General features: G+C 72.3%; 16 protein-coding genes. 4 read left to right on the top strand and 12 right to left on the bottom strand.

Annotated features, from left to right (window positions below):
- Positions 1-12 precede the first annotated feature (12 nt).
- The 6 genes from ACPWUT_RS09255 to ACPWUT_RS09230 are packed head-to-tail and all read right to left on the bottom strand — an operon-like array spanning position 13 to position 12,132.
- Positions 13-1,371 (bottom strand): DUF58 domain-containing protein, encoded by a 1,359-nt coding sequence (locus tag ACPWUT_RS09255; protein WP_284527682.1) that lies wholly within the window; start codon positions 1,369-1,371, stop codon positions 13-15.
- Positions 1,368-2,333, bottom strand: coding sequence for an AAA family ATPase (locus tag ACPWUT_RS09250; RefSeq protein ID WP_284527681.1), 966 nt, complete (start codon positions 2,331-2,333; stop codon positions 1,368-1,370). The genes ACPWUT_RS09255 and ACPWUT_RS09250 overlap by 4 nt, the downstream gene beginning before the upstream one ends.
- 45 nt (positions 2,334-2,378) lie before the next feature.
- Positions 2,379-8,315 (bottom strand): Ig-like domain-containing protein, encoded by a 5,937-nt coding sequence (locus tag ACPWUT_RS09245; protein WP_425836762.1) that lies wholly within the window; start codon positions 8,313-8,315, stop codon positions 2,379-2,381.
- A 1-nt stretch (position 8,316) separates the two neighbouring features.
- Complete coding sequence (locus ACPWUT_RS09240; protein WP_425836760.1) at positions 8,317-9,462, bottom strand: serine/threonine-protein kinase; 1,146 nt, start codon at positions 9,460-9,462, stop codon at positions 8,317-8,319.
- A gap of 1 nt (position 9,463) precedes the next feature.
- A complete protein-coding gene (locus tag ACPWUT_RS09235; RefSeq protein WP_425836757.1) occupies positions 9,464-10,486 on the bottom strand; it encodes an FHA domain-containing protein in 1,023 nt (340 codons plus the stop codon).
- Positions 10,487-10,542: 56 nt separating this feature from the next.
- Complete coding sequence (locus ACPWUT_RS09230; protein WP_425836754.1) at positions 10,543-12,132, bottom strand: dolichyl-phosphate-mannose--protein mannosyltransferase; 1,590 nt, start codon at positions 12,130-12,132, stop codon at positions 10,543-10,545.
- A 23-nt stretch (positions 12,133-12,155) separates the two neighbouring features.
- On the opposite strand from ACPWUT_RS09230, the gene rsmI reads away from it, so the two are divergent.
- Positions 12,156-12,971 (top strand): 16S rRNA (cytidine(1402)-2'-O)-methyltransferase, encoded by an 816-nt coding sequence (gene rsmI, locus ACPWUT_RS09225; protein WP_284527676.1) that lies wholly within the window; start codon positions 12,156-12,158, stop codon positions 12,969-12,971.
- Between the two features lie 68 nt (positions 12,972-13,039).
- Here the strand turns inward: rsmI and ACPWUT_RS09220 are convergent, their stop codons facing one another.
- The 4 genes from ACPWUT_RS09220 to ACPWUT_RS09205 all read right to left on the bottom strand — a co-directional run bounded on the left by ACPWUT_RS09220 (position 13,040) and on the right by ACPWUT_RS09205 (position 19,116).
- Entirely contained in the window at positions 13,040-13,975 is a 936-nt protein-coding gene (locus tag ACPWUT_RS09220) for a sugar ABC transporter permease (protein ID WP_284527675.1), read from the bottom strand.
- A complete protein-coding gene (locus ACPWUT_RS09215; protein ID WP_425836750.1) occupies positions 13,975-15,606 on the bottom strand; it encodes an ABC transporter permease subunit in 1,632 nt (543 codons plus the stop codon). The genes ACPWUT_RS09220 and ACPWUT_RS09215 overlap by 1 nt, the downstream gene beginning before the upstream one ends.
- Positions 15,607-15,691: 85 nt before the next feature.
- The gene (locus ACPWUT_RS09210; protein ID WP_284527673.1) at positions 15,692-16,930 is read right to left on the bottom strand and encodes a sugar ABC transporter substrate-binding protein; all 1,239 of its coding nucleotides are present in this window, start codon (positions 16,928-16,930) and stop codon (positions 15,692-15,694) included.
- 149 nt (positions 16,931-17,079) lie between these two features.
- Positions 17,080-19,116 (bottom strand): beta-galactosidase, encoded by a 2,037-nt coding sequence (locus tag ACPWUT_RS09205; RefSeq protein ID WP_425836746.1) that lies wholly within the window; start codon positions 19,114-19,116, stop codon positions 17,080-17,082.
- A gap of 162 nt (positions 19,117-19,278) precedes the next feature.
- Here ACPWUT_RS09205 and ACPWUT_RS09200 point away from each other — a divergent pair, with 162 nt between their 5' ends.
- The 3 genes from ACPWUT_RS09200 to ACPWUT_RS09190 all read left to right on the top strand — a co-directional run bounded on the left by ACPWUT_RS09200 (position 19,279) and on the right by ACPWUT_RS09190 (position 22,901).
- Positions 19,279-20,289 (top strand): LacI family DNA-binding transcriptional regulator, encoded by a 1,011-nt coding sequence (locus tag ACPWUT_RS09200; RefSeq protein WP_425836744.1) that lies wholly within the window; start codon positions 19,279-19,281, stop codon positions 20,287-20,289.
- Between the two features lie 47 nt (positions 20,290-20,336).
- On the top strand, positions 20,337-21,911 hold the full coding sequence (gene metG / locus ACPWUT_RS09195; RefSeq protein WP_425836741.1) for a methionine--tRNA ligase: 1,575 nt from the start codon (positions 20,337-20,339) through the stop codon (positions 21,909-21,911).
- A gap of 105 nt (positions 21,912-22,016) precedes the next feature.
- A complete protein-coding gene (locus ACPWUT_RS09190; protein WP_425836738.1) occupies positions 22,017-22,901 on the top strand; it encodes a TatD family hydrolase in 885 nt (294 codons plus the stop codon).
- 40 nt (positions 22,902-22,941) lie between these two features.
- On the opposite strand, the gene ACPWUT_RS09185 is transcribed toward ACPWUT_RS09190, so the two are convergent.
- On the bottom strand, positions 22,942-23,934 hold the full coding sequence (locus ACPWUT_RS09185; protein WP_425836735.1) for a LacI family DNA-binding transcriptional regulator: 993 nt from the start codon (positions 23,932-23,934) through the stop codon (positions 22,942-22,944).
- The gene (locus ACPWUT_RS09180; protein ID WP_284527667.1) at positions 23,931-25,202 is read right to left on the bottom strand and encodes a glutamyl-tRNA reductase; all 1,272 of its coding nucleotides are present in this window, start codon (positions 25,200-25,202) and stop codon (positions 23,931-23,933) included. The genes ACPWUT_RS09185 and ACPWUT_RS09180 overlap by 4 nt, the downstream gene beginning before the upstream one ends.
- Positions 25,203-25,319: the final 117 nt, after the last annotated feature.

The following is a 25,319-nucleotide window of genomic DNA, read 5'->3' as shown; positions in this document are numbered from 1 at the left end:
CTCCGGCCGCGCTCATGACTGCGCCCCCCGGCCCAGGAGCTGACGGAGATCGTCGAGGAGGCCGATCGACATGACCGAGACGGACCCGAGGCGCCGGAAGCCCGGCTCGGCCTCGGGGTTGCAGATGACGGCGACGACCCCCACGTCCGAGGGGAAGGCGAGGGCGGCGGTCTGCAACGACCGGGCCGTCTGCGTCGAGCCGCACACGATGAAGGCGATGGAGGCGTCGGGGTGCGTCTCGGCGGCGAGCGAGGTGACCTCGCCGAGAGCGCTCGCCCGCGCGTGCCGCTCGACGCCGCTCAGCTCGTCGAGCAGGGTCCGCGCGCTCACGGTGGCGAGCTCCCGGATCGTGCGGGCCGAGGCGCGGACGAACTCCGGCACCTCGCCGCCGATGACCACGTCGACGTCGCGACCGTCCCGGATCCCGCGCACGCCGATCGACGCGGCGGCGCTGACGGCGAGCTCGAACTCGTCGTCGGAGGCGTACTCCGACTCCGACACGGCCAGGGCGACGACCATGCGCGAGCGGCGGGTCTCCTCGTACTGGCGCACCATGAGGGTGCCGGTCTTGGCCGTCGACTTCCAGTGGACCTGGCGCTGCGCGTCGCCGGGGACGTACTCGCGGATCGCGTGGAAGGAGATGTCGGAGTCGACCACGGTGCGCGACGCGCTGCCCTCGAGATCGCGGATGAAGCCGGCGCTCGTGCTGCGCAGCGCGGTCGTCACCGGGTGCACCCACAGCGTGTGCATGTCGGCCCAGGTCGCCTCGCGGGACAGGATGCCCAGGGGGTCGCCGCGCACGGTGCGGGCCGGCCCGACCTGGATGATCCCGCGCCGGTGGGTGGGCACCACGACGCGCTCGACGTGCTGGTGCTCACGGCGCAGCAGCGGGATGTAGACGTCGACCAGTCCCTCGCCCACGGGGATGTCGATGCGCCCGGGGAGCGCGATGCCGCGCCCGACATTGGTCACCGTGAGGGTACCGGCCACCTGCGTCCCCGCGACGACCCGGTCGTGCCCGAGCGCGAGGTCCACGTCGTAGGAGCGGGCGCTGAAGAGGAACGGCACCGAGAGCAGCACGAGCACCCCGGCGATGAGGCCGGCGACGACGAACTCGATCCACCCGAAGCCCAGCCCGAGGCCGAGCCCGAGGGCGGCGGTGGCCACCAGCATCCACCCCGCCACCGACAGCGTCCCCGACACCCATTCCCAGGTCGCCGCCGCACCGACCTGCATGCGGCGCCACCAGCGCAGACCGCGCAGTGCCAGCGCGGTCGACGAGCTGGCGGTCGAATAGCGGGTGCGCGAATAGCCGGTACCCCCCGTCGCCGCGGAGGTACGCGTCAGACGCGACTCGGTGTTCGAGCTCACACGACCTCTCTCTGGCTGGGCGGCACCGTGTCCAGCAGCACCTGGCCGATGACCGCTTCGGCGGTCACCCCGTCGAACTCCGCCTCGGGATCGAGGATCAGGCGGTGGGCGAGCACGGATTCGGCGAGCGACTTCACGTCGTCGGGGGTCACGTAGCCGCGCCCGTGCGCGACGGCCCAGGTCTTGGCGGCCTTGGTGAGGGCGAGCGCGCCGCGGACGCTCACGCCCATGCGCACCTGCGCCGCCAGGCGCGTGGCCTCGACGATCCGGGCGATGTAGTCCAGCACCAGGGGGTTCACGTAGACCGCACCCGCGATGTCGGCCATGTCGATCACTCCCTGAGGGCTGATGGCCGGGGCGACCTCGCGGCGGGCGGCGGCGCTTCCCTCGAGGATCCGCACGGTCGAGGCGTGGTCGGGGTAGCCCAGGCTCGTCCGCATCATGAAGCGGTCCAGCTGAGCCTCCGGCAGGCGATAGGTGCCGGCCTGCTCGACGGGGTTCTGCGTCGCCACCACGAGGAAGGGCACGCCCACGCGCCGGGTCACGCCGTCGACGGTGACCTGACCCTCCTCCATCACCTCCAGCAGAGCCGACTGGGTCTTGGGCGAGGCGCGGTTGATCTCGTCGGCGAGCACGATGTTGGCGAAGACCGGCCCCTGGTGGAAGTCGAACTGCCCGCTGCGCTGGTCGTAGACCGTGATGCCGGTCACATCGCCGGGGAGCAGGTCGGGGGTGAACTGGATGCGACTGCTCGTGCCCTGCACCGTCTGGCCCATCGCGCGGGCGAGCGAGGTCTTGCCCGTCCCGGGCACGTCCTCCAGGAGCAGATGGCCCTCGGACAGCATCGCGGTGAAGGCCAGTTCGATCACATGCCGCTTGCCCAGGACGACCTGCTCGACGTTGTCGACGAGCGTGCTGAAGGTCTCCTGGAACCAGGCGGTCTGCTCCGCGGTGACGGTCATCGGGGTCCTCTCAAAGGGGATCGGGGGGATCGGTGTCGGGGGAGGTCAGGGGGTCGGCTCGGGCGTCGGCTCGGGCTCGGGCTCGGGCTCGGGTTCGGGCGGTGCGCACGTGAGCGATTGCGTCACGGTGCCGAAGGACGCGAGCCGGTTCTGCCAGGTGACGGTCCATGTCCACGTCACGCCCCCGGCATCATCGGTGCTCGACGTGGTCGAGACGCTGTAGTCGCCGGGATTGGCGGTGACGGTCGGGGCCGGTGCCGACGTGTCCTCGCTGCGGCACTGCTCGGCGGGGAACGAGACGCGCGCGGTGTACTCCGCCCCGGCGGCGGGGGTCACCGTGACGGGGTCGCCGCAGCGCGAGGTGTTGAAGCGCACGCACGAGAAGGCCTGGATCGTCCCCGGGTGCTGGCCGAGCTGATCGGACGGGAAGAGGCTCGCGAAGTCGTCCGTCTTCGGTCCGCCGTTCTTGCTGTAGAAGACGCGATAGAGCGCGGAGTCCGAGTGGTCGGGTCCGTTGACCGTGTCCCAGAGGTACTCGCTGGTCTGCGAGATCGAGTACGACGAGGCGCCCGGGGCGGGGATGCCCTCGGTCGGCGTGGCCGATCCGGACTTCTCGGTGCGTCCGAAGCCCTGCCCGCTCCGCTCCGTCACAGCGCAGGCGGTCACGGTGCTCTCCCGCCAGAGCTCGCGGTTGTCGAACGTGCGGCTGACCGTGCCGCCGCCTGCGGCCACCACCAGTTCCGGCGTGCAGGTCGCGCCGTCGATCGCGAATCCGACGAGGATGCGGTCGCCGACGCCGTTGGGGGTCGCCGTCGCGGTCGCGGTGACGGTCCCCGGGTTGGCGCTGCGCGATGCGGTCACGTCGAGCGTCAGCGACGGCGCGCCGATGCCGTTGGCGCGGAACGAGTAGGCGGCTCCCGCCTGCGAGCCGCCGGGGATGGGCGGCAGCTCGAAGCGGGTCATCGGCGTCGCGGTGAGGGACGTCGGTGTGTTGGAGCCCACGTTGTAGTCGCGGAAGGTCACACTCGATCCCCGCACCGGCAGCGTGACCTCGCCGCCGGCCCCGCCCGAGAGGGTGACCGTGCCGGTGGACGAGTCGATGCCGGTGACCGTGATCGTGGCCACGCCGCCGGCCGTCCCGCTGGGCACGGGCTCGACGATGGCGCCGGTGGGGGCGGCCGGTGCGGCGTAGGCCCACGCCGACACCTGCACGGCGCCCCGGGACTCTCCGACCGAGCTGTACGCACGAGCCTGGTAGGTCACCGGCTCGCCCGCTTCGGCGGGGATCTCGGGGCACGCGCCCGACGCGTCGCACGTGGCGACCACCCGGCCGCCCGCGGTGATCCGGAAGCCGTCGACCGAGGGGTAGGAGCTCGTGTCGGCGATCACCCGCAGCGTGACGCTGTTCGCGGAGAATCCGATCCACTCCAGACGGGTGGGGGCCGCCGGCAGGCCCTGCAGGTCGAGCAGCACCGTGCCGTTGCGATCGCCGGCCGAGGACCGCCCCTGTGCATCGGCCACGACGAAGGATCCGGTGCAGTCGGCCGCGCCCGGGGCATCGGCCGACCACGAGGCCCGGACGGCCGTCGCACCGGCCTTGGTGAAGGTCACGCCGGCGCAGTTGGCGGGGGAGCTCACCGACACGAGGGCGAGCGGCGTGCCGGGCAGCGGGTTGATCTCTCCCGGGGTGCCGATCACCGTGATGGTGCACGACGAGTTCCCGCCCGACTGCGAACAGCGCTGGCTGGCCGTTCCGCCCTTGGGGAGCTGGGAGGGCGCGGGCCCGACGGTCAGGTTCAGCGCGGCGCCGACGGCGTCGGGGTGGCTGCTCAGCGAGACCGACACGGCCTCCTCGCGGCCGGGGCGGGCGGCGTCGTCGGCGGTGACGGTCAGCGTGGCGCCCGACCGGCTCACGGTGAACTGATCGCCGCGATAGGCGTCCGCGAACTGCAGGCTGTCCCAGTCCTCGCGACCCGCCCAGCCCACCATGGTGGTGAGGTCGTAGTCCTGGGTCTGGCCCGGACCGACGGTGATCGAGGCACTGCGCAGGATCGGCTCGGGATCCTCGGCCTCGATGACGACCCGGAGGGTGAGGAACGTGTAGTCGTCCTGCACGTCGAGGCGGACCGGGACGACGCACGTGTCGGTCCAGGGGGCGTCGGCCCCGGCCGTGTAGCGGATGGTGGTGCCCGAGACGAGCTCGCACCGCGCGTTGGCCCGCGCCCCGCCGGCGCGGACGCCGCCGCCGTCGATCTCCAGCGCGCGTCCCGCGGGCACCGCGACGGCATCCGCGAGGTCGAGATCGCGCGACTCGTTCTCCCGGACATCCAGCTGGGAGGCGTCGGCGCGCAGCGAGAGCCGCACGTCCTGATCGCCGGGGACGCGCAGGAAGCCGTAGGAGACGACCTCGGTGCCGTCGAAGGAGGTGCCGCTGACCCGGAACGGGATGAGGAGCGACTGCGCGGGGATCTCGCCGCGGATGCGGGTGCCGTCGACCTCGATGCCGGGGTGCGTGCCCCACAGCGAGAGGGTCAGTCGCCCGGGGTCGCCGGTGTTCCACGCGACCTTCCCGCTGAGCACGTCGATGCCCGCAGGGAAGGCCTCGCGCGTCTCGACGGTCAGCGTGGTGTCGGTGACGACCGGATAGTCCGGCACCGGCATCGGCACGGCCTTGACCACGATCAGGCCCATCGCGGTGTCGCCGGTCGGATTGCGCACCGTGTACACGTAGGACGACGTGCCCGGCGTCTCGCCGGCGCGCACCGTGACCTGGCCGTCGGCGACCTCGCCCAGGAGCGCGGAGAGCGCCTCGTACTCCTCGGAGCCCTCCGGCGCGTTCGGCACGACCGACTCGAGCGTCAGCGCCCCACCCGCCGGGTCGACGTCGTTGTCGGCCGGACGCACGTTGGCCTCGCTGCCGGCGCCGACCTGGATCTGGAGGTAGTCGCTGAAGGTCACCGGGCTGGGATCCGACTCCGCGGCGAGGACGCCCACCCGCACCTCGGCCTGGCCTAGAGCTCCCTCGGCGTCGCGCACCTGGTAGGTGAACGAGTCCTGCCCGCTGAAGCGGTCGGGGCTGGTGTAGACGATGGCGTCGCCCTCGGCCGAGATCGTCGCCGTGCCGCCCTGGGCGGGCTGGGTCAGGATGCGATCCAGCGCGACGGCATCGCCGTCGGGGTCGACGCCGAAGCGGTCGAACGGGATGCGCACCGACTCCCCGCTGAGCACCCGTCCTTCGAGCACCCGGGGCAGCGGTGCGCGGTTCGCCTCGTCGCCGACCACGGTCACGATGACGCGCGCGGAGTCGACGGCGTCCGGGAAGCCGAGGCGGAAGATGGTGTAGCCGATGCTGTAGGTGCCGGGCTCGGCGGGCGCCAGGTAGCGCACGAGGCGCCCCGTCGCGAAGGCCAGCCCCGCCCCGCTCTCGTTGACGATCTCCGACGGGTCCACGGAGAAGAGCGCACCGGCCGGCGCGCTGTCGTTGTCGAGCACGGGGATGTCGATCTGCGCGCCGGCGCGGACGGTGACCGCGTCGTCGACCGCGATCGGCGGATCGCTCTGCGGCGAGTCGAGGAGGATCACGGTCAGCTCGCCCTCGGCGGTCGCCGCGGCCGCTCCCGATCCGTCCGAGACCGTGTAGCGGACGACGCCCAGGACGCCGGGGGAGCCGTCGTCGGTCGAACCGCTCACGCGGATCATGCTCTGCCCCACGAGGTCGACGCTGAGCGTGGCCTGCGGCGCGCTCTCGGGGAGCAGGTCGCTCAGCAGCAGCACGAGCCCGGCGGGGTTGGAGACGGCCGGGAAGACGTCGACGGTGGCGTCCTCGTTGGGTCGGACGAACGCGGTCAGCGGCGGGGTGGAGATGATGGTCTCCGCGGGGTCGCGCATGGTCACGCGGACCGTCGCCGTCTCCTCGCCGCGGTCGTCGCGCACCGTGTACTGCACGAGATAGGAGCCGGGTGCATCGGCGCTGAACTCCATGCTGAGGTCGGCGGAGTTCGCCGACACGGTCGCCGCGCTCTCGTCGAGGACGACCGCTCCGGTCAGCAGCGGGATCCCGGTGGTGCCGCTCACATGGGCGTCGACGTCGATGGACAGCGGCGTGCCCGCCACACCCACCAGGGCGAACGAGTCCGCCGTCAGGCGCGGGGCCGGGGTGACGGCGACGGTCATGCCGCGGCGTGTCGTCCCGCCGCGCGCGTCGGACACCGTGAGGGCGAGACCGACGTCCACGGCCTCGGTCGCCTGGGCATCGGGGTGCTGGTAGGTGACGGTGCCGTCGGGCTGGCCGGCGGCGGTGCCGATCCCGCTCTCGTTGACGACCGACGCCAGGTAGATCGGGTCGCCGTCGGGATCGACCCACCCGTACAGCGCATCGACGGTGACGGTGCCGCCGGGTGCGACGGTGGGTCGTGGCCGTTCGGCGAGGCAGTCGTCGGGATCGCACGGCGCCGGCGGACGGTTGACGTCGTCGGGGACGACCGTGAGGGTGACGGTGGCCTCACCGGAGAGCAGGCCGTCCGCGGTCGTGCCGTCGGTCACCCGGTAGCGGAACGTCGCCGAGCCGGTCGCGTCGGGGGAGACGTCCACGACCAGCGTCTGCTCGGCGCCGGAGATCGAGACGGTGCCGAACGCCGGATCCAGCCCGGAGATCGACGCCACGTCGACGCTCAGCACGTCCTCGTTCGGGTCGTGGTCGTTGAGCAGCACGGGCAGCAGCGCGACCGCCCCGGCACGGACTCCGAACGCGTCGTCGACGGCGACCGGCGGCTTGGGATCGATCACGCGATCGGCGACGGTGTCCTCGTCGGGCGCCGCCTCCGAGCTCTCCTCGAGCGCCCACTGCTGCGACGACGCGATCAGAGCGCCCGCGGGCACCGTCCAGACCCAGCCCGAGCTCCGCTCGTTGAGGGCCACCCGGGTGCCGTCGGTGAGGAACGTCGGGTCGACCTGCTCTCCGAGGGCGGCCGCGCCGTAGTCGAGCGGGTTCAGCGTCGGAGCCTCGGTGGTCCACAGGGTGCCGCCCCCCTCGCCGTCGCGCAGCCATGCGGCGTACGTCGTGCCGTCCTGCGTCAGCGGCGCCGCGGGGGTGCCGAGGTCCTCGGCGACGACGCGCTCGGCGGTGCCGGCGTCGAAGGAGACGCGCACGAGGCCGCCGGAGTCGGCGAGGTAGAGGTCGCCCGCCGCGGCGGCGCTGCGCTGGAGCACGGCGCCCACGGTCGCGTCGGTCGCGATGGCCTCCTCGCGCCCCTGCACCCGCACGGCGCCGGTCGCCTCGTCCAGCAGCGCCCAGCGTCCGCCGACGGCCGTCAGCTGCGCGTCCGCAGGGGCCGAGGCGACGGCATCGTCGCCGACGATGCGACCGGTCCTGCCGTCGGCGCGCACGACGCGCCCTTCGGCGGCGGAGTAGAGGTAGACGACCCCGTCGGCGTCGACGGCCACCGCGGCGGCGGCGAACCGCGGGCGCTCCTGGCCCTCTTCCACCTGCACGTCGGCATAGGGGTCGATGGGCATCGCGTCGCCGCCGCCCGAGAGGGTGCCCACCGACACCCCGCCGGCGTCGGTGCGGAAGGCGAGGAAGTCGCCCGCCGCCGCCACCTCGACCGTCCCCGCCGGCGCGCGTGTGAAGGCGTCGGTCGTGGTCGCGGTCAGGTCGGGGGGAGTGGCCATGCTGACGTCGGCGAACTGGGTGTCGCTGTCGGCGAAGACGAACAGCCGGTCGCTCGTCTGAGCCAGCGAACTCGCGTTCTCGGCGGTCTTGACCGTGTCCAGCTCGCCCAGCTCGAGGTTCACGCGCGCGTAGGCGTCGCCGGCGCCCGTCTGCACCGCCCAGAGCGTGCCGTCGTCCAGCGGCGTCTCCCGCGCGTCGAATCCCGGCCAGATCACGGCCAGCGTCGTGACCAGGCCGGCCACGACCACGACGGCGGCCGCGCCGACGAGGGTGCTCGTGCGGGGCCTCCGGCGGCGCCCGGGCTCGGCCATGTCAGCCTCCCCCCGCGACCAGGGCGACGACGGTCACGATCGCGGACACCGCGACGACCGCCGCCCCCGCCCACAGGCCGATCCGCAGCGCCGTGCGGGGGCGCCGGGCGGGTTCGGCTCCCGCGAGCACGGTTCCGTCGTCTGGCGCGCGCCGCGTCGGAGCGGGTGCGGCCCGGCCGGCGCGGCGGGAGGGGTACGCGACGCTCGGTCGCACCGGCCCGCGCTGGCGATCGTCGGCGAAGTCGATCGCGGCGCCGGCGGTCGCCCACTCGTCGACGGCCACGTCCATCGGCGTGTGCGCCAGCCCCATCTCGTGCTGGACGAGCTGCAGGTCGTAGGCGAACTCGGCCGCCGACGCGTGGCGCTGGGCGGGGTCCTTGCTCATGGCGCGCGCCAGCGTCGCCTCCAGGCGCGGCGGGACGTCTGCCCGTCCGACCGGCGTGTACACCGCACGGCGGATGCGGGTCTTCAGCTGCTCGCGCGTGTTCTGACCGCTCCCGGCGCGCTCGAACGGGCTGCGCCCCGCCAGCAGCGAGTAGACCGTGGCCCCGAGGCTCCACACCTCTGCGGCGATCGATCCCGGGATGCGCTCGTCGACGATCTCCGGTGCGCTCCACGGCACGGACATGGCGAAGACCTCGTCGGCGCCGGTGCGTCCGCTCACGGCCGCGGCGATCCCGAAGTCGCTCAGCACGGGGGCGCCGAAGGTGGTCACCAGGATGTTCGACGGCTTGATGTCGCGATGCAGCAGGCCCGATCGGTGCGCGGTCTCGAGAGCCGACGCGATCTTGATGCTCAGCTGCAGCACCTCGGCCACCGGGATGGCCTCCCGCCGGTAGCGGGTGGTCAGCGAGGTGGGGCAGTACTCCATGACGAGGTACGGGCGCCCGTCGGCCGAGATGCTCGCCTCGTACACGGTCAGGATCGAGGGGTGGGAGCTCAGCCGCGCCATGACGTCGGCCTCGGCGTTGAACATGCGCAGCAGACCCTCGTCGACGATGTCCTTGAGGAGCACCTTGACCGCCACCGGGCGCCGCGGCAGGTTCTGCTCGAACAGGAACACGTCCGCGAATCCACCCGTCCCGAGCGGCCGGACGTAGGTGAAGCCGCCGAGGACGGGTGGCGCGGACGGCAGGCGGGTCGCCATCTCAGCCCCTCGCGCCGTCGGCGACGTCGAAGATCGCGATGTTGCCGTCTCCGAGGTCGAGGGAGGCCCCGCGGGTGAGGCGGGCCGAAGCGCCGTGCCGCAGCAGCTGCATCGATCCGTCCGGCTTGCGCACGATCGTGCCGTTGGTGGAGTCGAGGTCGCGGGCCACGAGCGCATCGCCGTCGAGGCGGACCTCGAGGTGCGCGCCGGAGATCTCCCGCCGCGGCGAGGGCAGCGAGACCAGCCGTGCGCCCGGGTGGGCCGCCGGGCGCGGCGACCTGCCGAACACGACCGGGAGGTCCAGCTCGAGCACCCGGTCGCTCCCCATCCGCAGCACCGGCCGAGCGGCCCGACGATGCGCACGGCTGAGCTCGGTGCGGTCGTCGATCACCTCGGCGAGCCGCTCGCGGCGGACGGTCCCCGCCGGCGGCTGAGCCGTCACCGGCGGTTCGGCGGGGGCCTGCGGCTCGGTCGGGGCACGACGGGCCGAGCCGCGGCGGGTCGCCGCCGCGGGCGCGGCGGCCGGCGTCGCATCGGCCGGGGCCGGCGCGCGGTCGCCGCCCGGGCCCCAGTCGAGGCGGTCGGCGCGGACCACCCCGCGACCGAGGGGCAGACTGCCCAGCAGTGCGCGCGACGGGCCCAGCTGCAGCGTGAGGCCGGTGACCTCCTGGGCGGTGCTCTCCGTCCACGCCGTCGCGGGGTCGCCGGTGCGCACGTCGCCGCCCGCCAGGAGGATCTGCGCGCCGCCCCGCACGGCGAGGGCCACGGCCCGGGTGGGGGCGTCGACGAGTTCGACCAGGGCGAAGTCGGGCACGGCGGCGATGCCGTCCGCGGCGAGGGCGGACAGCACCGACGAGATGGTCGTGCCGGCGTCGCCGGCGCCGGTGGACGCTTCGCCGAGGGTGCTCCACAGTCGCAGGGCGACGGCGTCGTCGGCGTCCGCGGCCAGCACTGCGAGGAACCGGTCCGACACCATGGCGAAGCCGGCGACGGCGGGGTCGCTGGCGACGGCATAGGTGAACACGAGACCAGCCTAAAGGGAGGGCGCGGCGCGCCCGAGTGCCGCCGGCGGGAGCAGGCTCACACCCAGCCCTGCAGCCAGTTGTGGAGGCGGTAGAAGTCGTAGGGCACCTGCATCGCCGACCACAGCGGGTACCAGAACGCCGACAGCGCCACGACCACGATCAGGAAGACGGCCACGGTACGCCGCCCGGCGAGCCGGCGATGGCGGTCGGCGTCCTCGCCGCCCGCGATGTCGCGCAGCGCGAAGGTCAGCGCCAGGAGCAGGAAGGGCCAGATGACGATCGTGTAGAACTGGAACACCGTGCGGTCGAAGAGGAGCCACGGCAGCCAGGTGGCGCCGATGCCCACCAGCACGAGCGCGTGCCGCCAGTCGCGATCGAGCGTGAAGCGGTAGACGAGGTAGACGGCGGCGGCGATCGAGGCGTACCACAGCAGCGGATTGGGCATGCTGTAGAGGATCTCGAGGCAGCCGTTGGCCCCGCCCGTGCAGCCGTCCTGCCCGTCGATCGTCGATGCGGCGTGCATCGAGGTCGGCCGCCACAGCAGCGGCCACTGCCAGGCGGGACTCTCGTAGCTGTGCTCGGCGGTGATCCGGGTCATCGCGTCGTAGATCGTCTGGTGGTAGCGCCACAGGCTCTGGAGTGCGAGGGGAACCCAGCCGAACAGCCCGGACGCGGGTTCGGCGTCGGCGGAGTGCCGGTCGTAGCCGCCGTCGGTGGTGAGCCATCCGGTCCACGACGCCAGGTAGACCACGAACGCCACCGGCACGAGCAGCACGAACGACGCCGCACCCTGCCGGACCGCGTCGACGGGCCAGAAGCCGACGCCCAGCCGCCGGCGCTCCAGCGCGTCGGTCACCACCAGGTAGAGGCCGATGGCGGCGAGCACCCACACGCCCGACCACTTGACTGCGGTGGCGGCTCCCGCGGCGGCTCCCGCGGCGATCACCCACGGGCGATTCCAGAGGAGGGGGCCCCAGTCGGGTCCGCGATCGCCGGCCGCCGCGGCGGCCACGCGCGCGGCGAGGCGGTCCAGGTGGCGGTTGCGGTCGAGGACGACGAACCAGAACGCGAGGATCGTGAAGAAGGTGAGGAAGATGTCCAGCAGCGAGACGCGGCTCATGACGATGCCGAGTCCGTCGATCGCGAGCAGGAACGAGGCGGTGCCGGCGAAGACGATCGAGCCGGTCATGCTCTTGGCGAGCAGGTAGAGCAGCAGCACGCATCCGGTGCCGAAGAGGGCGGCCGAGATGCGCCAGCCGAACGAGGACTCCAGGCCGAACACCCACATGCCGACGCCGATGAGGAGCTTTCCCAGCGGGGGGTGGACGACGAAGCTCGGATCGGTGGTGAACACGTCGGTCTGACCGGCGACGAACTGCTCGTTCGCGCCCTCGGGCCAGGACCCCGCGTAGCCGAGGATCCACTGGCTCCACGCGTCCTTGACGTAGTAGGTCTCGTCGAAGACGAGCACGTGCGGATGGCCGAGGTTCCACACCCGCAGCACGAGCGCCAGGAGGGTGATCGCCGCCGGCACCGCCCAGCCGTAGAGGCGCTGGAGCCGCGGCTGCGACGACAGCCTCGCCTGCCACCGCTCGGTCACCGACGCGGGCTCGGCAGGGAGCAGGGGCTCGGCCGACTTCGTCACGGGCACCAGCCTATGCTGGGGCGGTGATCATCCTCGCTGCGACGCCGATCGGAAATCTCCAGGACGCCTCGCCGCGACTGGTGTCGGCCCTCGAGGCGGCCACGGTGATCGCGTCCGAGGACACCCGCACCACGCAGCGGCTCCTCCAGGCGCTGGGTGTGGCCAACCGGCCGCGGCTGCTCGCCCTGCACGACCACAACGAGAAGCAGCGCGCCGGCGATCTGGTGGCGCGGGCGGCGACCGAGGACCTGCTGGTGCTGAGCGACGCCGGCATGCCCACCGTCAGCGACCCCGGCTACGCGCTGGTGGCCGCCGCGGTCGATCAGGGCGTCGCGGTCACGGTGATCCCCGGTCCCTCGGCGGTCGTGACCGCGCTCGCCGTCGCCGGGCTCCCGACCGACCGCTTCACGTTCGAGGGCTTCCCGGCCCGCAAGCCGGGGGAGCGGCGCTCCGCCCTGGCGGCGCTGGCATCCGAGCCGCGCACGATGGTCTTCTTCGAGGCGCCCTCCCGGCTGGCCGCGACGCTCGCCGACATGGCTGTCGCCTTCGGGCCCGACCGCCCGGCGGCCGTCTGCCGGGAGCTGACCAAGCTGCACGAGGAGGTCGTGCGCGGCGGGCTGGCAGAGCTCGCGACGTGGGCCGCCGACGGCGTGCGCGGCGAGATCGTGGTGGTCGTGGGCGGTGCGCCCGCCCGCGCCGTGTCGGAGGAGGACGCCGTCGCGCAGGTTCTCGCGCTCGTGGCTGACGGGGTCCGCCTGCGCGAAGCTGCCTCGGAGGTTGCCGGTCAGACCGGGCGCAGCTCGCGCGACCTCTACCAGGCGGCCCTCGCCGCCCGCTGACCGCGCGACCGGGGAGGACCGCAGGCGTCCCCGCGCGAGCGGGTGCCGCTGCAGCCCTCCCCGCCCGCTCAGCCCTTGACCGACCCGGCGGTCAGCCCGCCGATGATGTAGCGCTGCAGGCCGAGGAAGAGCGCGAGCACGGGGATCGCCGCGAGGATCGCTCCGGCCGCGAACAGTCCCCAGTTGCTGGAGAGCTGGTTCGACACCCACTGGAACATGCCGACCGCGAGCGTCCAGTTGTCCTCCGACACCAGCACGATCTTCGAGATGATGTAGTCCCCGAACGACGCGATGAACGCCAGCAGCGCCACCACGGCGAGGATCGGCGTCACCAGCGGCATGATGATCGTCCAGAAGATCTGCGCGTGGGTGGCGCCGTCGATCTTCGCCGACTCGTCGAGCTCCATCGGGATCGTGTTGAAGAACCCGTACATGAGGAACGTGTTCACGCCGAGGGCGCCGCCGAGGTAGACGCAGATGAGGGCGATCTTCGAGTTGAGTCCGAGCGCGGGGAAGACCTCGCCGAGGGCGAGCAGCATCAGGAAGATGGCCACGAAGGCGAGCGCCTGCGGGAACATCTGGATGATGAGCAGGGCCGTGAGCCCCATGCGGCGCCCGCGGAAGCGGAAGCGCGAGAAGGCGTAGGCGGCGGCGGCCCCCATGAGGACGGCGCCGACGGCCGCGGCGATCCCGACCTGGAGGGTGTTGCCGTACCAGGTCCAGTACCGCGTGCCGCCGAGGGCGGCGTAGTTGCCCACGTCGAACACCGAGAACAGCGCATTGCTGGCCGCCAGGCTGCCGCCCGGGTTGAAGGACGCCGACAGCACGTACACGAGCGGGAAGATCGCGTAGAAGAGGATGACGGCGGCGACCAGGTACTTCCAGCCCACCTCGATGAGCCAGCGCCGGCGGACGGCGCTGCGGCGGCCGGCGTCGAGCGTGACGGAGGAGCGGGCGGCCCGGGCCTGGGCGGCCTCGGTGCGGGTGTCGTTCGGAGCGGACATCACTGGTACTCCTCGAGCTTCTTGGTCTGGCGGAAGGCCAGGGCGGAGATGAGTCCGACGACGATGAACACCAGGATCGACAGTGCGCTGGCCAGACCGTAGTCCGCCTTGCCGCCCGAGACGCCGGAGATGTCCCAGATCGCGGAGATGAGGATGTCGGTCGAGCCGAGGGCGTAGGGCGCGCCCGGTATCGCGGGGCCGCCGTTGTTGAACATGTAGATGATCGTGAAGTTGTTGAAGCTGAAGGCGAACGACGAGATCAGCAGCGGCGCGGTGGCCACGAGCACGAGCGGCAGGATGATCGAGCGGAGCTGGCGGAACCGGCCGGCGCCGTCGATGGAGGCCGCCTCGAGCGCGTCCGAGGGCAGCGCCTGAATGGCGCCCGTGCACACGAGGAAGTAGTACGGATAGGTCAGCCAGACGTTCACGAACAGCACCGCGAATCTCGCGAGCCAGGGATCGCCCAGCCAGTCGATGTTCGTCCCGCCGAAGAAGAACTCGTTGATCACGCCGAACTCGGCGTTGAACATGCCCCGGAACAGCAGCGCGGACATGAACGCCGGGAAGGCGTAGGGGAGGATGAAGAGGGTCCGCAGGATCTTGCGCCCCTTGATCCGCTCGTCGTTGAAGATGATCGCGAAGACGAGTCCCATCGCGAACGGGACGACGACCGACAGGATCGCCCAGGCGAAGGTCCACAGGGTCACGGTCGCCAGCGGCGAGATCATGGCGGGGTCGGTGAAGAGGCGGACGAAGTTGTCGAATCCGACGTGGACGGTCCACCCGGTCGGGAGGGTCACCCCGTCGTCGGAGGCGAAGTTGCCCGAGGCGGTCGCCCGGTAGACGGTGCCCGACGACGTGTCGGTGATCGTCTGGCTCTCGGCGTCCCACTGCAGGGTGGACTGGTAGATCGATCCCGAGCTGCCGTCGTTGGTGCGGATCGATCCCGCGTTCGGGTCGTCGGACACCGGCACGCGCAGGGCGATGACCTCCTTCTGGAGGGCCTGGTCGCTGATGATGTCGTTGCGGGGGACGATCGTCCACCCGGGGACCTCGGCAGGGGCGCCCGCGGCGGTGGTGGTGCCGACCACGGCGAGCGGGCTCTCGGCCGACCCCGCCTTGATCTCGCCCTCCTCGACGATCGCGAACCCGAGCGTGCCGCCCTGTTCGACGACGGCGAGGGGGAAGGTGGGCGAGCCCTCGACGCGGCGCTCGCCCTGGCTGAGGGCGGCCTGCACGGCCTGCTCCTGCGAGCCGACGTGTCCGGCGCCGTAGTTGGTAAAGGCGATGTAGGCGGTGTAGCCGAAGATGAAGACCTGGAAGACCAGGAGGAAGCCGAGCCCCGGCAGGAGGTACTTCAGGGGCAGGGCGCGCTTGGTGAAGTAGACGATGTCGGCGGCGGCCAGCAGCAGGACCGCGGCGCCGAAGATGATCCAGGACTGCGCCTGCGCGGCGGCGAAGATGCCCAGCAGGCCGAACGCGTTGACGATCGCCATGATGACGAGCTTCACGAGGAAGCCCCAGCCCACGCCGTTCCAGCGTCGGCCGTGCGGCTCGCTCGGCGCGGCAGCCGGCGGGGCCTTGCTCGGGGGCGCGGCCTGCGCCGGGGCGGTGTCCTGCGGAACCGACATGTGCATCTCCTTCGAGGGGGTGCGGGCAAGGGCCGGGGACGGACGGGCGGAGGCCCGTCCGTCCGCCCCCGGCGGCATCAGCCGATCAGCCGATCAGCGCCTGCAGGTCGGTGATCATCTTGTCCCACGTGGACGCCGGGTCGGCGCCCTTGATGATCTGCACCTGAGCGGCGTTCCAGAGGTCCCAGACCGAGCCCATCTCGGGGATGTTGGGCATCGGGACGCCGTTCTGCGACGAGGCCACGAAGCCGGCGATCACCGGGTCGGAGGACACCTCGGTGGCGAGGTCGTTCCACGCGGGGATGCGCGGGTCGGCCTCGTACAGCGCCTTCTGGGCGTCGTAGGTGGCGAGGTACTTCGTGAGGAACTCCTGGGCGACCAGGGCGTTCTCGCTCTGCGAGCTCACGTAGAAGCCCTGCACGCCGACGAACGGCGACGCGGTCTCGCCACCGGCCGAGGGGATCGGGTTGACCTTGATCTCGACGCCGTCGGCGGTGAGAGCCTCGATCGCCCAGGGGCCCTGGACGGTGTAGGCGGCCTCGCCGCTGGCGAACAGCTCGTTGTTGGTGTCGTAGTCGATCGTCGTCGAGATGTCGCCCGTGCCCTTCTCGCCGTTGGCGCCGAGCCACTCGGCGAAGGCCGTGCCGGCCTCGCCGCCCATGCCGACCTCGGTCGTGTAGCCGTCGGCGTCGCTGACGAACACCGGGGCGCCGAAGGAGGTCTGGAAGCCGTACATCGTGTACGCGTCACCGGTCTGGCCGCCGGTGTTGATCACGATCGGACGCTCGGCGCCGGCGGCGTCGGCCGCGGCGATGGCGTCGTCCCAGGTGGCGGGCGCGTCGTCGCCGACGAGCTCGGTGTTCTGGATGAGCGCGATGGTCTCGAGCGAGTACGGCAGGGCGTACAGCTGGCCGTCGTAGGTGAACGCGTCGAGGGAGACCGGCGCGAAGCTGCTCGCGGTGTCGGTCAGGTCGACGGGCGAGACGACACCGGCCTGGACGAGGCTGCCCAGCCAGTCGTGGGCGCCGATCGTGATGTCGGGGCCTTCGCCGGTGGGCACCTGGTTGGTGAAGTCGGTGCGGATGTCCTCGAAGTTCTTCTGGACGAGCTCGATCTTGCCGCCGGTCTCCTCCTCGAAGGTCGCCGCGGCCGCCTCGATGGCGGGCTTGCGGTTCTCGTCGGTCCAGACCGTGAGGGTCACGCCGCTCGCGTCGATCGCCTCTTCGGTCTCGGTGGGGGTGGTCGCCGGCGGGGTGCTGCTGCAGCCGGCCAGCAGGAGGCCGGTGGCGGCGAGGGCGGCGATGCCGATACCCATCTTGCGCATGGATTGTCCTTCCAAAGGGTGGTCGATCCGGCGCGGCCTCGGTGAAGTCGCCTCGTCACGACCGATGGTGGGATGCCGCGGCCGGTGGCCGAGGCAGGTGTGTGTCTCTCAGTGCGGATTCGCGGGAAGGCCCGCAGGAGTGCGGTCGGTCATCGACCACCCCCTTCGGCTGTGCGCTGCGTGCGGAGGACGGCGACGTCTCCCGCGTTCAGCACCAGCATGCCTCGTGCTTCCTCCTGTGTCAGCAGGTCGAAGCCCGAAGTGTGCAACGAAACGGCATCCGTTCCGTGGTTGATGGCGACGAGGTATTCGGCCTCGTCGGAGCGCCGGCGGATCGACTCCACCCCGGCGGGCAGGCCGGCCGGAGCGATCCCCGCGTCGGCGTAGGCGGCCTCGAGGACGGCCGCGAGCCCGGCGCTGTCGGGGCGGGTGCCGAGGTACCAGCCGGCACCCGCGCCGTGGGCGTTGCGCGTGACGGCGGCACGACCGGCGGCCGGACCGTCGGTGAAGATCGCCCGCACATCGGCGGTGGTCGGCACGAGATCCTCCTGCCACGTGTCGGCCGGGTAGGGCGTGCCGTCGAACTCGATCGCGGCGACGTGTCCGGTCCGCAGGGGCAGGTGCTCCTCGACGCGCACGCCGAGCACCGGCTCGAGCGGCGCGGCGAAGCCCCCGGGGTGCACGGCGTCGTTCTCGTCGACCACCGCCGAGAAGAACGAGACCACGAGCGTGCCGCCCGCGGCGACGTAGGCGTCGAGGTTGCCCGCATCCGCCGCGCTCAGCATGTACTGCGCGGGGGCGAGCACGAGCTTGTAGCCCGACAGGTCGTGGCCCGGGAGCGCGAAGTCCACGGTGATCCCGTCGCGCCACAGCTTCTCGTAGAAGGCGCGGATGCGCTCGTCGTGGCTGACGTCCTCGGACGGGCGCCACTCGAGGTCCTGCGCCCAGAAGGACTCGAAGTCCCAGAGGATCGCGACGTCGGCGTGCACGCGGCTGCCGCGCACCTCGTCGAGCCGCTGCAGCTTGGCGCCGAGGTCGACGACCTCCCGCCACACGCGGGACGACGTGCCGGCGTGGGGGAGCATCGCCGAGTGGAACTTCTCGGCGCCCGAGCGCGAGGCCCGCCACTGGAAGAAGAGGATGCCGTCGGCGCCGCGCCCGAAGTGCGACAGCGAGTTGCGCGCCATCTCGCCGGGGCGCTTGGCGACGTTGCGGGGCTGCCAGTTGACCGCCGAGGTCGAGTGCTCCATCAGGATCCACGGCGCGCCTCGTCCCACCGAGCGCGTCAGGTCGGCCGCGATGGCCAGGCCGATCTCGCCCTCGTCGTCGGCGGCCCACAGGTAGTGGTCGTCGGAGACGACGTCGACCTCGCGCGCCCAGGCCCACAGGTCGCAGCCATGGTGCTGGTTGGCCATGAAGTTGGTGGTGATGGGGCGGTCGCTGTGGGCGCGGATCGCGTCGCGCTCGGCGATGAAGCACGCGCGGAGCTGGTGATCGGTGAAGCGCGCGAAGTCGAGTCGCTGCGCGGGGTTGATGACCGACGGCGCTGTGGCGGGCGCGCCGATGTGCTCCCAGTCGCCGTAATGCTGGCCCCAGAACGCGGTGCCCCAGGCGGCGTTGAGCGCGTCGAGGCTGCCGTAGCGTGCGCGCAGCCACTCGCGCCACGCACGGACGGCGTGGGGGGAGTAGTCCTCGCCGACCGGAACGCCGTACTCGTTGTGGACGTGCCAGAGGACGACGGCGGGGTGGGAGCCGTAGCGGCGGGCGAGCTCGGTCGCGATGCGGACCGCGGCCTCGCGGTAGGCCGGCGCCGAGTGCGAGGCCATGCCGCGCGCGCCGAACCCGAGCGGCACGCCGTCGCGGGTGACGGCGCGGGCTTCGGGGTGGTCGGCGAAGAACCACGCCGGGGGAGAGGCGGTGGGGGTGCCGAGGTCGACGGCGATGCCGTTGGCGTGCAGCAGCTCGATCACGTCGTCGAGCCACGAGAAGTCGAACTCGCCCTCGGCGGTCTCGAGCAGCCCCCACGCGAAGATGCCGATGCTCACGAGATTGACGCCGGCCTCGCGCATGAGGGCGACGTCCTCGTCCCACACCTCGCGCGGCCACTGCTCCGGCGTGTAGTCGCCGCCATAGGCGATGCCGGAGATCGCGGGCCACGCGGTGGCGGGCGAAGGCGTGGAGCTCATGGCGTCGGGTCCTCGTTGTCCGGATGTCCTGGCTGTGACCGGTCACAGCCTCCCGATCAGTGTACGTCGGCCCCTCGTGCCCGACCGCCCTTCGTTACCGAACTGTGACCGGTCCCAGAACGCGCGCGGACGCGAGGGTGCCAGGCGGTAGAGTCACCGGTGATGGCTGCTGCAGATCACCCCCGCAAGCCGACGATCCGCGACGTCGCGGCCGTCGCCGGGGTCTCGCACGGCACCGTGTCGCGCGTGATCAACGGCGGGCACTGGGTGTCGCCCGAGGCCCGCGCCGCGGTGGATGCCGCGATCCTCGAGACCGGCTACACCGCGAACCACGCCGCCCGGAGCCTGGCCACCGGCCGGGCGAACTCCCTGGCGTTCCTCCTCACCGAGCCCCAGCACCTGCTGTTCGCCGATTCCACCTACGCGCTGCTCCTGCGCGGAGCCACCGAGGCGCTCGCCGCCCGGTCGATGACCCTCGTGCTGCTCATCGCCGGCACGCCCGAGGAGCAGGCCACCGTCGAGCAGTACGTGCGCGCCGGCCACGTCGACGGCGTGCTCCTGGTGTCCTCGCACGAGTCCGACTCGCTGCTGGCCTCCCTGGTCGCGGCCGGGGTCCCCACGGTGTGCGCCGGCATCCCGCTGGCCGCCGAGGCCGTGCCGCACGTCTCCGTCGACGAGGTCGCCTCCGCGCGCGAGATGACCCGCTACCTGCGCGGCCGCGGGCACCGCCGCATCGCCCTCATCACCGGCCCCAACGACACCCCCGGCGGCCGGTTCCGCCTCGTCGGCTTCCAGGAGGAGATGGGGGACGCGTTCGATCCGGACCTCGTCGAGCAGGGCAGCTACGAGCAGTCCAGCGGCGACGCCGCGATGACGCGGCTCCTCGAGCGCGCGCCCGACATCGACGCGGTGTTCGCCGCCTCCGACGTCATGGCCGTGGGAGCCATCGCCGCCCTGCGCCGCGCCGGCAAGCGGGTTCCCGAGGACATCGCCGTCGCCGGCTTCGACGACTCCGGCCTGGCCGAGATCCACGACCCGCCCCTGACCACCGTGCGCCAGCCGTGGACCGACATCTCCCACACGATGGTCGACATGGTGCTCGACGTCATCGCGGGACGTCCGCGCGAGTCCGTGGTGCTGCCCACCTCGCTGGTGGTCCGCGAGACCGCCTGAGCGTCACACGCGAAGAACGGCCGGTCCCGCCCAACTAGAATCCTCGGGTGAGCAACGGCCGTTCCTTCTACATCACGACCCCGATCTACTACCCGAGCGATCTTCCGCACATCGGCCACGGGTACACCTCGGTGGCCGTGGACACGCTCGCGCGCTGGCACCGGCAGGCCGGGGACGACACCTGGATGCTGACCGGCACCGACGAGCACGGCCAGAAGATGCTCCGTGCGGCCGCGGCCAACGGCGTGACGCCGCAGGAGTGGGTCGACAAGCTCGTCGAGGAGTCGTGGTTCCCGCTCCTGAAGACCCTCGACGTCGCCAACGACGACTTCATCCGCACGACCCAGCCCCGCCACGAGGAGCGGGTGCAGCAGTTCGTGCAGGCCCTGTTCGATCGCGGCTACATCTACGCCGGGGAGTACGAGGCGCTGTACTGCGTGGGGTGCGAGGAGTTCAAGCCCGAGGCCGAGATCGTCGACGGCACCGGAGCGTTCGAGGGCCTCAAGGTCTGCGCGATCCATTCCAAGCCGCTGGAGCTCCTGCAGGAGAAGAACTACTTCTTCAAGCTCAGCGAGTTCGGCGACCGGCTGCTGGAGCTCTACCGGAGCGTGCCCGACTTCGTCCGCCCCGAGTCGGCGCGCAACGAGGTGATCTCGTTCGTCAAGAGCGGCCTGAAGGACCTCTCGATCTCGCGCTCCGCCTTCGACTGGGGCATCCGGGTGCCGTGGGACGACAGCCACGTCATCTACGTGTGGGTCGACGCGCTCCTGAACTACGCGACCGCCGTCGGCTACGGCACCGACCCGGAGCAGTTCGCCCGGCGCTGGCCGGCCTACCACGTCGTCGGCAAGGACATCCTGCGCTTCCACGCCGTGATCTGGCCCGCCATGCTGATGGCCGCCGGGCTCGACGTGCCGCGGGGCGTGTTCGCCCACGGCTGGCTGCTGGTCGGCGGCGAGAAGATGTCGAAGTCCAAGCTCACCGGCATCGCGCCGACCGAGATCACCGATGTCTTCGGCTCCGACGCGTACCGGTTCTACTTCCTCTCGGCGATCGCCTTCGGCCAGGACGGCTCGTTCTCGTGGGAGGACCTCTCGGCGCGCTACCAGGCCGAGCTCGCCAACGGCTTCGGCAACCTCGCCTCGCGCACGACGGCGATGATCGAGCGCTACTTCGAGGGCGTGGTGCCGCCGGCGGCCGCGGGCGACGAGCGCGACCGGGCGATCCGGGACACGGTCGCCTCGGCAGCCGCCGAGGCCGACGCGGCGATGGAGCGCTTCCGTCCCGACGAGGCGATCGCGGCCATCTGGACGATCGTCGACGCCGCGAACGGGTACATCACCGAGAACGAGCCGTGGGCCCTCGCCAAGGACGAGACGCAGCGGGAGCGGCTGGGCACCGTGCTGTACACGGCCGCGGAGGCCCTGCGCGCGCTCGCGGTGCTGCTGTCGCCCATCATGCCGGTGGCCACCGAGAAGCTCTGGATCGCCCTGGGCGCGGCCGAGTCGCTCGGCCGCCTGCAGGACCAGCCGCTGCGCGACGCCGGCGCGTGGGGCGTGCTGCGCCCGGGCACCAGTGTCAACGGCCTCGCCCCGCTGTTCCCGCGCATCGAGCAGGCCTGATCGGCGCATGTCCCGAAATCGACACCGCATGTCCCGATTTCCGCAGGACATGTCCCGAAACATGCGCGTCGACAGCGCCGTGAACGACCGAAAGCGGGACATGCCGTGAAGGATGCCACCGATCCCTCGCAGTACGTCCGGACCCGCGAGAAGGGCACCCGGGACGTCACCTATCCCGACGCCCCCGAGCCGCTCGCGGTCCCCGTCTACGACAACCACACCCACCTGGAGATCGAGGACGGCGTCGGACTGTCGCTCGACGAGCAGCTGGCGCGCGCGGCCGAGGTGGGCGTCGCCGGCGTCGTGCAGGCCGGCGGCGACATCGACTCCAGCCGGTGGTCGGCCTGGGCGGCCGCCTCCCATCCCCGCGTGCTCGCGGCGGTGGCGATCCATCCCAACGAGGCCCCCGCCTACGCGGCCGCCGGCGCGCTCGGCGACGCCATCGCGGTCATCGACGAGCTGGCCGCCCAGCCGCGCGTGCGGGCGATCGGCGAGACGGGGCTGGACTTCTTCCGGACCGACGCCGAGGGCCTTCCCGCGCAGCACGAGAGCTTCGAGGCGCACATCGCGCTCGCGAAGAAGCACGGCATCGCGATGCAGATCCACGATCGCGACGCGCACGAGGCCGTGCTGGAGACCCTCGAACGCGTCGGCGCCCCCGAGCGCACGGTGTTCCACTGCTTCTCGGGCGACGCCGAGATGGCTCGGATCGCCGCCGATCGCGGCTACTGGCTGAGCTTCGCGGGGAACGTCACGTTCAAGAACGCGCAGAACCTGCGCGACGCGCTCGCGGTCACGCCGCGGGAGCGCATCCTCGTCGAGACCGACGCGCCGTTCCTCACCCCGGCCCCCCACCGTGGCCGCCCGAACGCGCCGTACCTCATCCCCGTGACCGTGCGCTTCCTCGCCGCCGAGCTGGGTCTGGACGTCGACGAGCTGAGCGCGCAGCTGGCGGCGAACACCCTCGAGGTCTACGGCTCGTTCGACTGAGCGGGCGCGAGCGCGGGAGGGGCGCGGGGCGGGGCGCGCGTCAGCGCGTGGTCGCGCCGCTGATGAGCTCCCACGGCAGGTCGACGACCGCGGGTCCGTCGGCCGGGAGCGGGCCGCCGAGGGCGGTGAACATCGCCTCGGCCGCCAGCTCGGGGTGCACGCACGCCCGCGTGACGCCGAGGCGCTCGTTGAGGGCGCACTCGCCGCTTCCCGCCTCGGTGGTGCACAGCGCGACGAGCTGGACATCGCGGGGGATCACGAGCGACGTGGCCTCGAGCTGCAGGTAGATCTCCGGACCGTCCTCGCAGAAGGCGAAGATCGCGTCGGCTCCGCGGTCGAGGAGGTCGCGCACCTCGCGGGCGAGGCGCCGGCGACCGGCGTCGACCCGCGCCACCAGCGGGGTGCGGCCGCGCACCGCGGTCCAGGCGAGGTAGGCGCTCTCGCCGATCTGATCGCGCGGCACCTCGCTCTCGTCGACGAGGAAACCGATCCGCTCCGCCCCCGTCGCCTCGAGGTGCGTCAAGCCGGCGCGGACGGCGGCGTCGTACCCGGTGCGCACGCTCAGCCCGGGCGCGCCGGCGATGTACAGGTCGGTCGCGACGACGGGGACGCCGCGGCTCGCCGCCTCGCGCAGGATGGCGCGGTCGTCGGCGGGGTCGGGGAAGTAGAGCACGTCGATCTGCGCGCCGGGCAGGAGATCGGGACGGGAGTCGGGGAGGACCGTGACGGTGAAGCCGTGCTCGGCGGAGGAGCGCACGAGCGAGGCCAGCTGACGGGCGCGCTGGAGGGCGCGGCGTCCGTCGTCGAGCGAGCTGTCGGCCATCACGAAGCCGACCGACATCGTCCGGCCGCTGCGGAGGGCGGCGGCATGCTTGTTGGGCCGATAGCCGAGCTCGGCGGCGATCGCCTTGATCCGCTCCCGTGTCTCGGGACGCATGCTGCCGCGATCGTTGAGCGCCTGGCTCGTCGCCGCGGTGGAGACCCCCGCGCGCAGCGCGATGTCCTTCAGGGTCACTCCGCGCGGCTCGGTCACGAGTTCACCCGCACGTCGGGCGCATCGGAGCTGTCCGAGGCGACCGCGGAACCGGCCCGCGGCGGGAGGACCGTCTCGACCGCGTCGGCCCACTCCGTCCCGTGCCCGCCCGCCGCCAGCGAATGGCCGCGCGCGATGAGGCCGTGGAGGAGGACGCCGGAGAAGTGGCGGAGCGCGGCCTCGGTCTCGGCGCCGACGCCGCGGGCGATCTCCTCCTCCAGCACGCCCCGCACGTGCTCGCGCAGGGCGACGACGGCGGGGGAGACCCCGTGGACGCGGTGGGCGGCGGCATGGCGGGAAGCGGCGGCCTGCACGATCTCGCGCGCGTGGTCGATGGTCGCGCTCTCGTCGATCGGCGCATGCACGCGGATGGTCTCGAGGTCGAGGAGCTCGACGCCGGGGAGCGCCCGGACGCCCGGATCGACGTTGCGCGGCATGCCGAGGTCCACGATGACCTGCGGGGAGCGGATGCCGGCGCGTGCGACGGCGTGGTCGTCGGCGGTGAGTGCGAACTCGTGCGAGGTGGTGGTGCAGGTGACGACGACGTCGGCGGCTGCGGCCTCGGCGGCGTAGTCCTCGGCCGGCACCACCGTGAGGTGCTCGCGGTGCGCGAACTTCCTGCGTCCGGACCTCGAGTGCACGCGGATGTCGCGCGCCCCCACGTCGCGCAGCGCGGCGAGCGACGCGGCCGCGTAGCGGCCGGTGCCGACCAGGAGCACGCGCGCGTCCTCCCAGCCGTCGAGCCGGGAGCCGGCGAGCTCGACCGCGAGCCGGACGAGCGAGCGCCCCGATTCGCCGAGGCGCGTGCTGTTGCGGACGGCGCGAGAGGCCTCGGTGGCCCGCTGGAACAGCTGCTCGAGCGGCGCGGTGGTGAGACCGTCGCGGCGGGCCGCGTCGAGGGCGCGCCTCACCTGGCCGGCGATCTCGTCCTCGCCGACGGCGACCGAGTCCAGCCCCGCGGCGACCGAGAACAGGTGCTGGGCGACCCGGTGCCCCTGCGCGAAGTCGACGGTGTCCCGCACGGTGCGAAACGGCAGGTCGGCCAGTCCGGACAACTGCTCCATGGCGGCGTCCATCGCGGGCACGGGGGAGGCGTCGTCGAGGTCGAAGTAGGCCTCGAATCGGTTGCACGTGGAGAGCACGACCGCGCCGCGGATCTCGTCGTGGGCGTCCTTCAGCCGCACGGCGACCTCGTCGCCCATCCCCGCCAGGCGCTCCAGGGACTCGAGCGGGGTGGTGCGCTGATGCGCGGTGAGGCAGACGAGCACGTGGGGTTCCGATCGGGGCGGCGGGCCGAGGACGCTCGGCGAACAGGGTTAGTATAACGATTAACTCGATCGAGGAGCCGCATCATCCCTGCACCCGAAGCCCCTGACGCGGGGGTC

The organism is Microbacterium sp. PA5, assembly GCF_049860775.1.
Taxonomy (GTDB): Bacteria; Actinomycetota; Actinomycetes; order Actinomycetales; family Microbacteriaceae; genus Microbacterium.
This window is presented reverse-complemented; position numbering and strand designations above follow the sequence as displayed.

Bases quoted from the DNA above. Each gene is read 5' to 3' on its own strand.
- ACPWUT_RS09250 (WP_284527681.1), bottom strand. From the start codon at position 2,333: ATGACCGTCACCGCGGAGCAGACCGCCTGGTTCCAGGAGACCTTCAGC.
- ACPWUT_RS09205 (WP_425836746.1), bottom strand. From the start codon at position 19,116: ATGAGCTCCACGCCTTCGCCCGCCACCGCGTGGCCCGCGATCTCCGGC.
- ACPWUT_RS09240 (WP_425836760.1), bottom strand. From the start codon at position 9,462: ATGGCGACCCGCCTGCCGTCCGCGCCACCCGTCCTCGGCGGCTTCACC.
- ACPWUT_RS09200 (WP_425836744.1), top strand. From the start codon at position 19,279: ATGGCTGCTGCAGATCACCCCCGCAAGCCGACGATCCGCGACGTCGCG.
- ACPWUT_RS09210 (WP_284527673.1), bottom strand. From the start codon at position 16,930: ATGCGCAAGATGGGTATCGGCATCGCCGCCCTCGCCGCCACCGGCCTC.
- ACPWUT_RS09245 (WP_425836762.1), bottom strand. From the start codon at position 8,315: ATGGCCGAGCCCGGGCGCCGCCGGAGGCCCCGCACGAGCACCCTCGTC.
- ACPWUT_RS09220 (WP_284527675.1), bottom strand. From the start codon at position 13,975: ATGTCCGCTCCGAACGACACCCGCACCGAGGCCGCCCAGGCCCGGGCC.
- ACPWUT_RS09215 (WP_425836750.1), bottom strand. From the start codon at position 15,606: ATGTCGGTTCCGCAGGACACCGCCCCGGCGCAGGCCGCGCCCCCGAGC.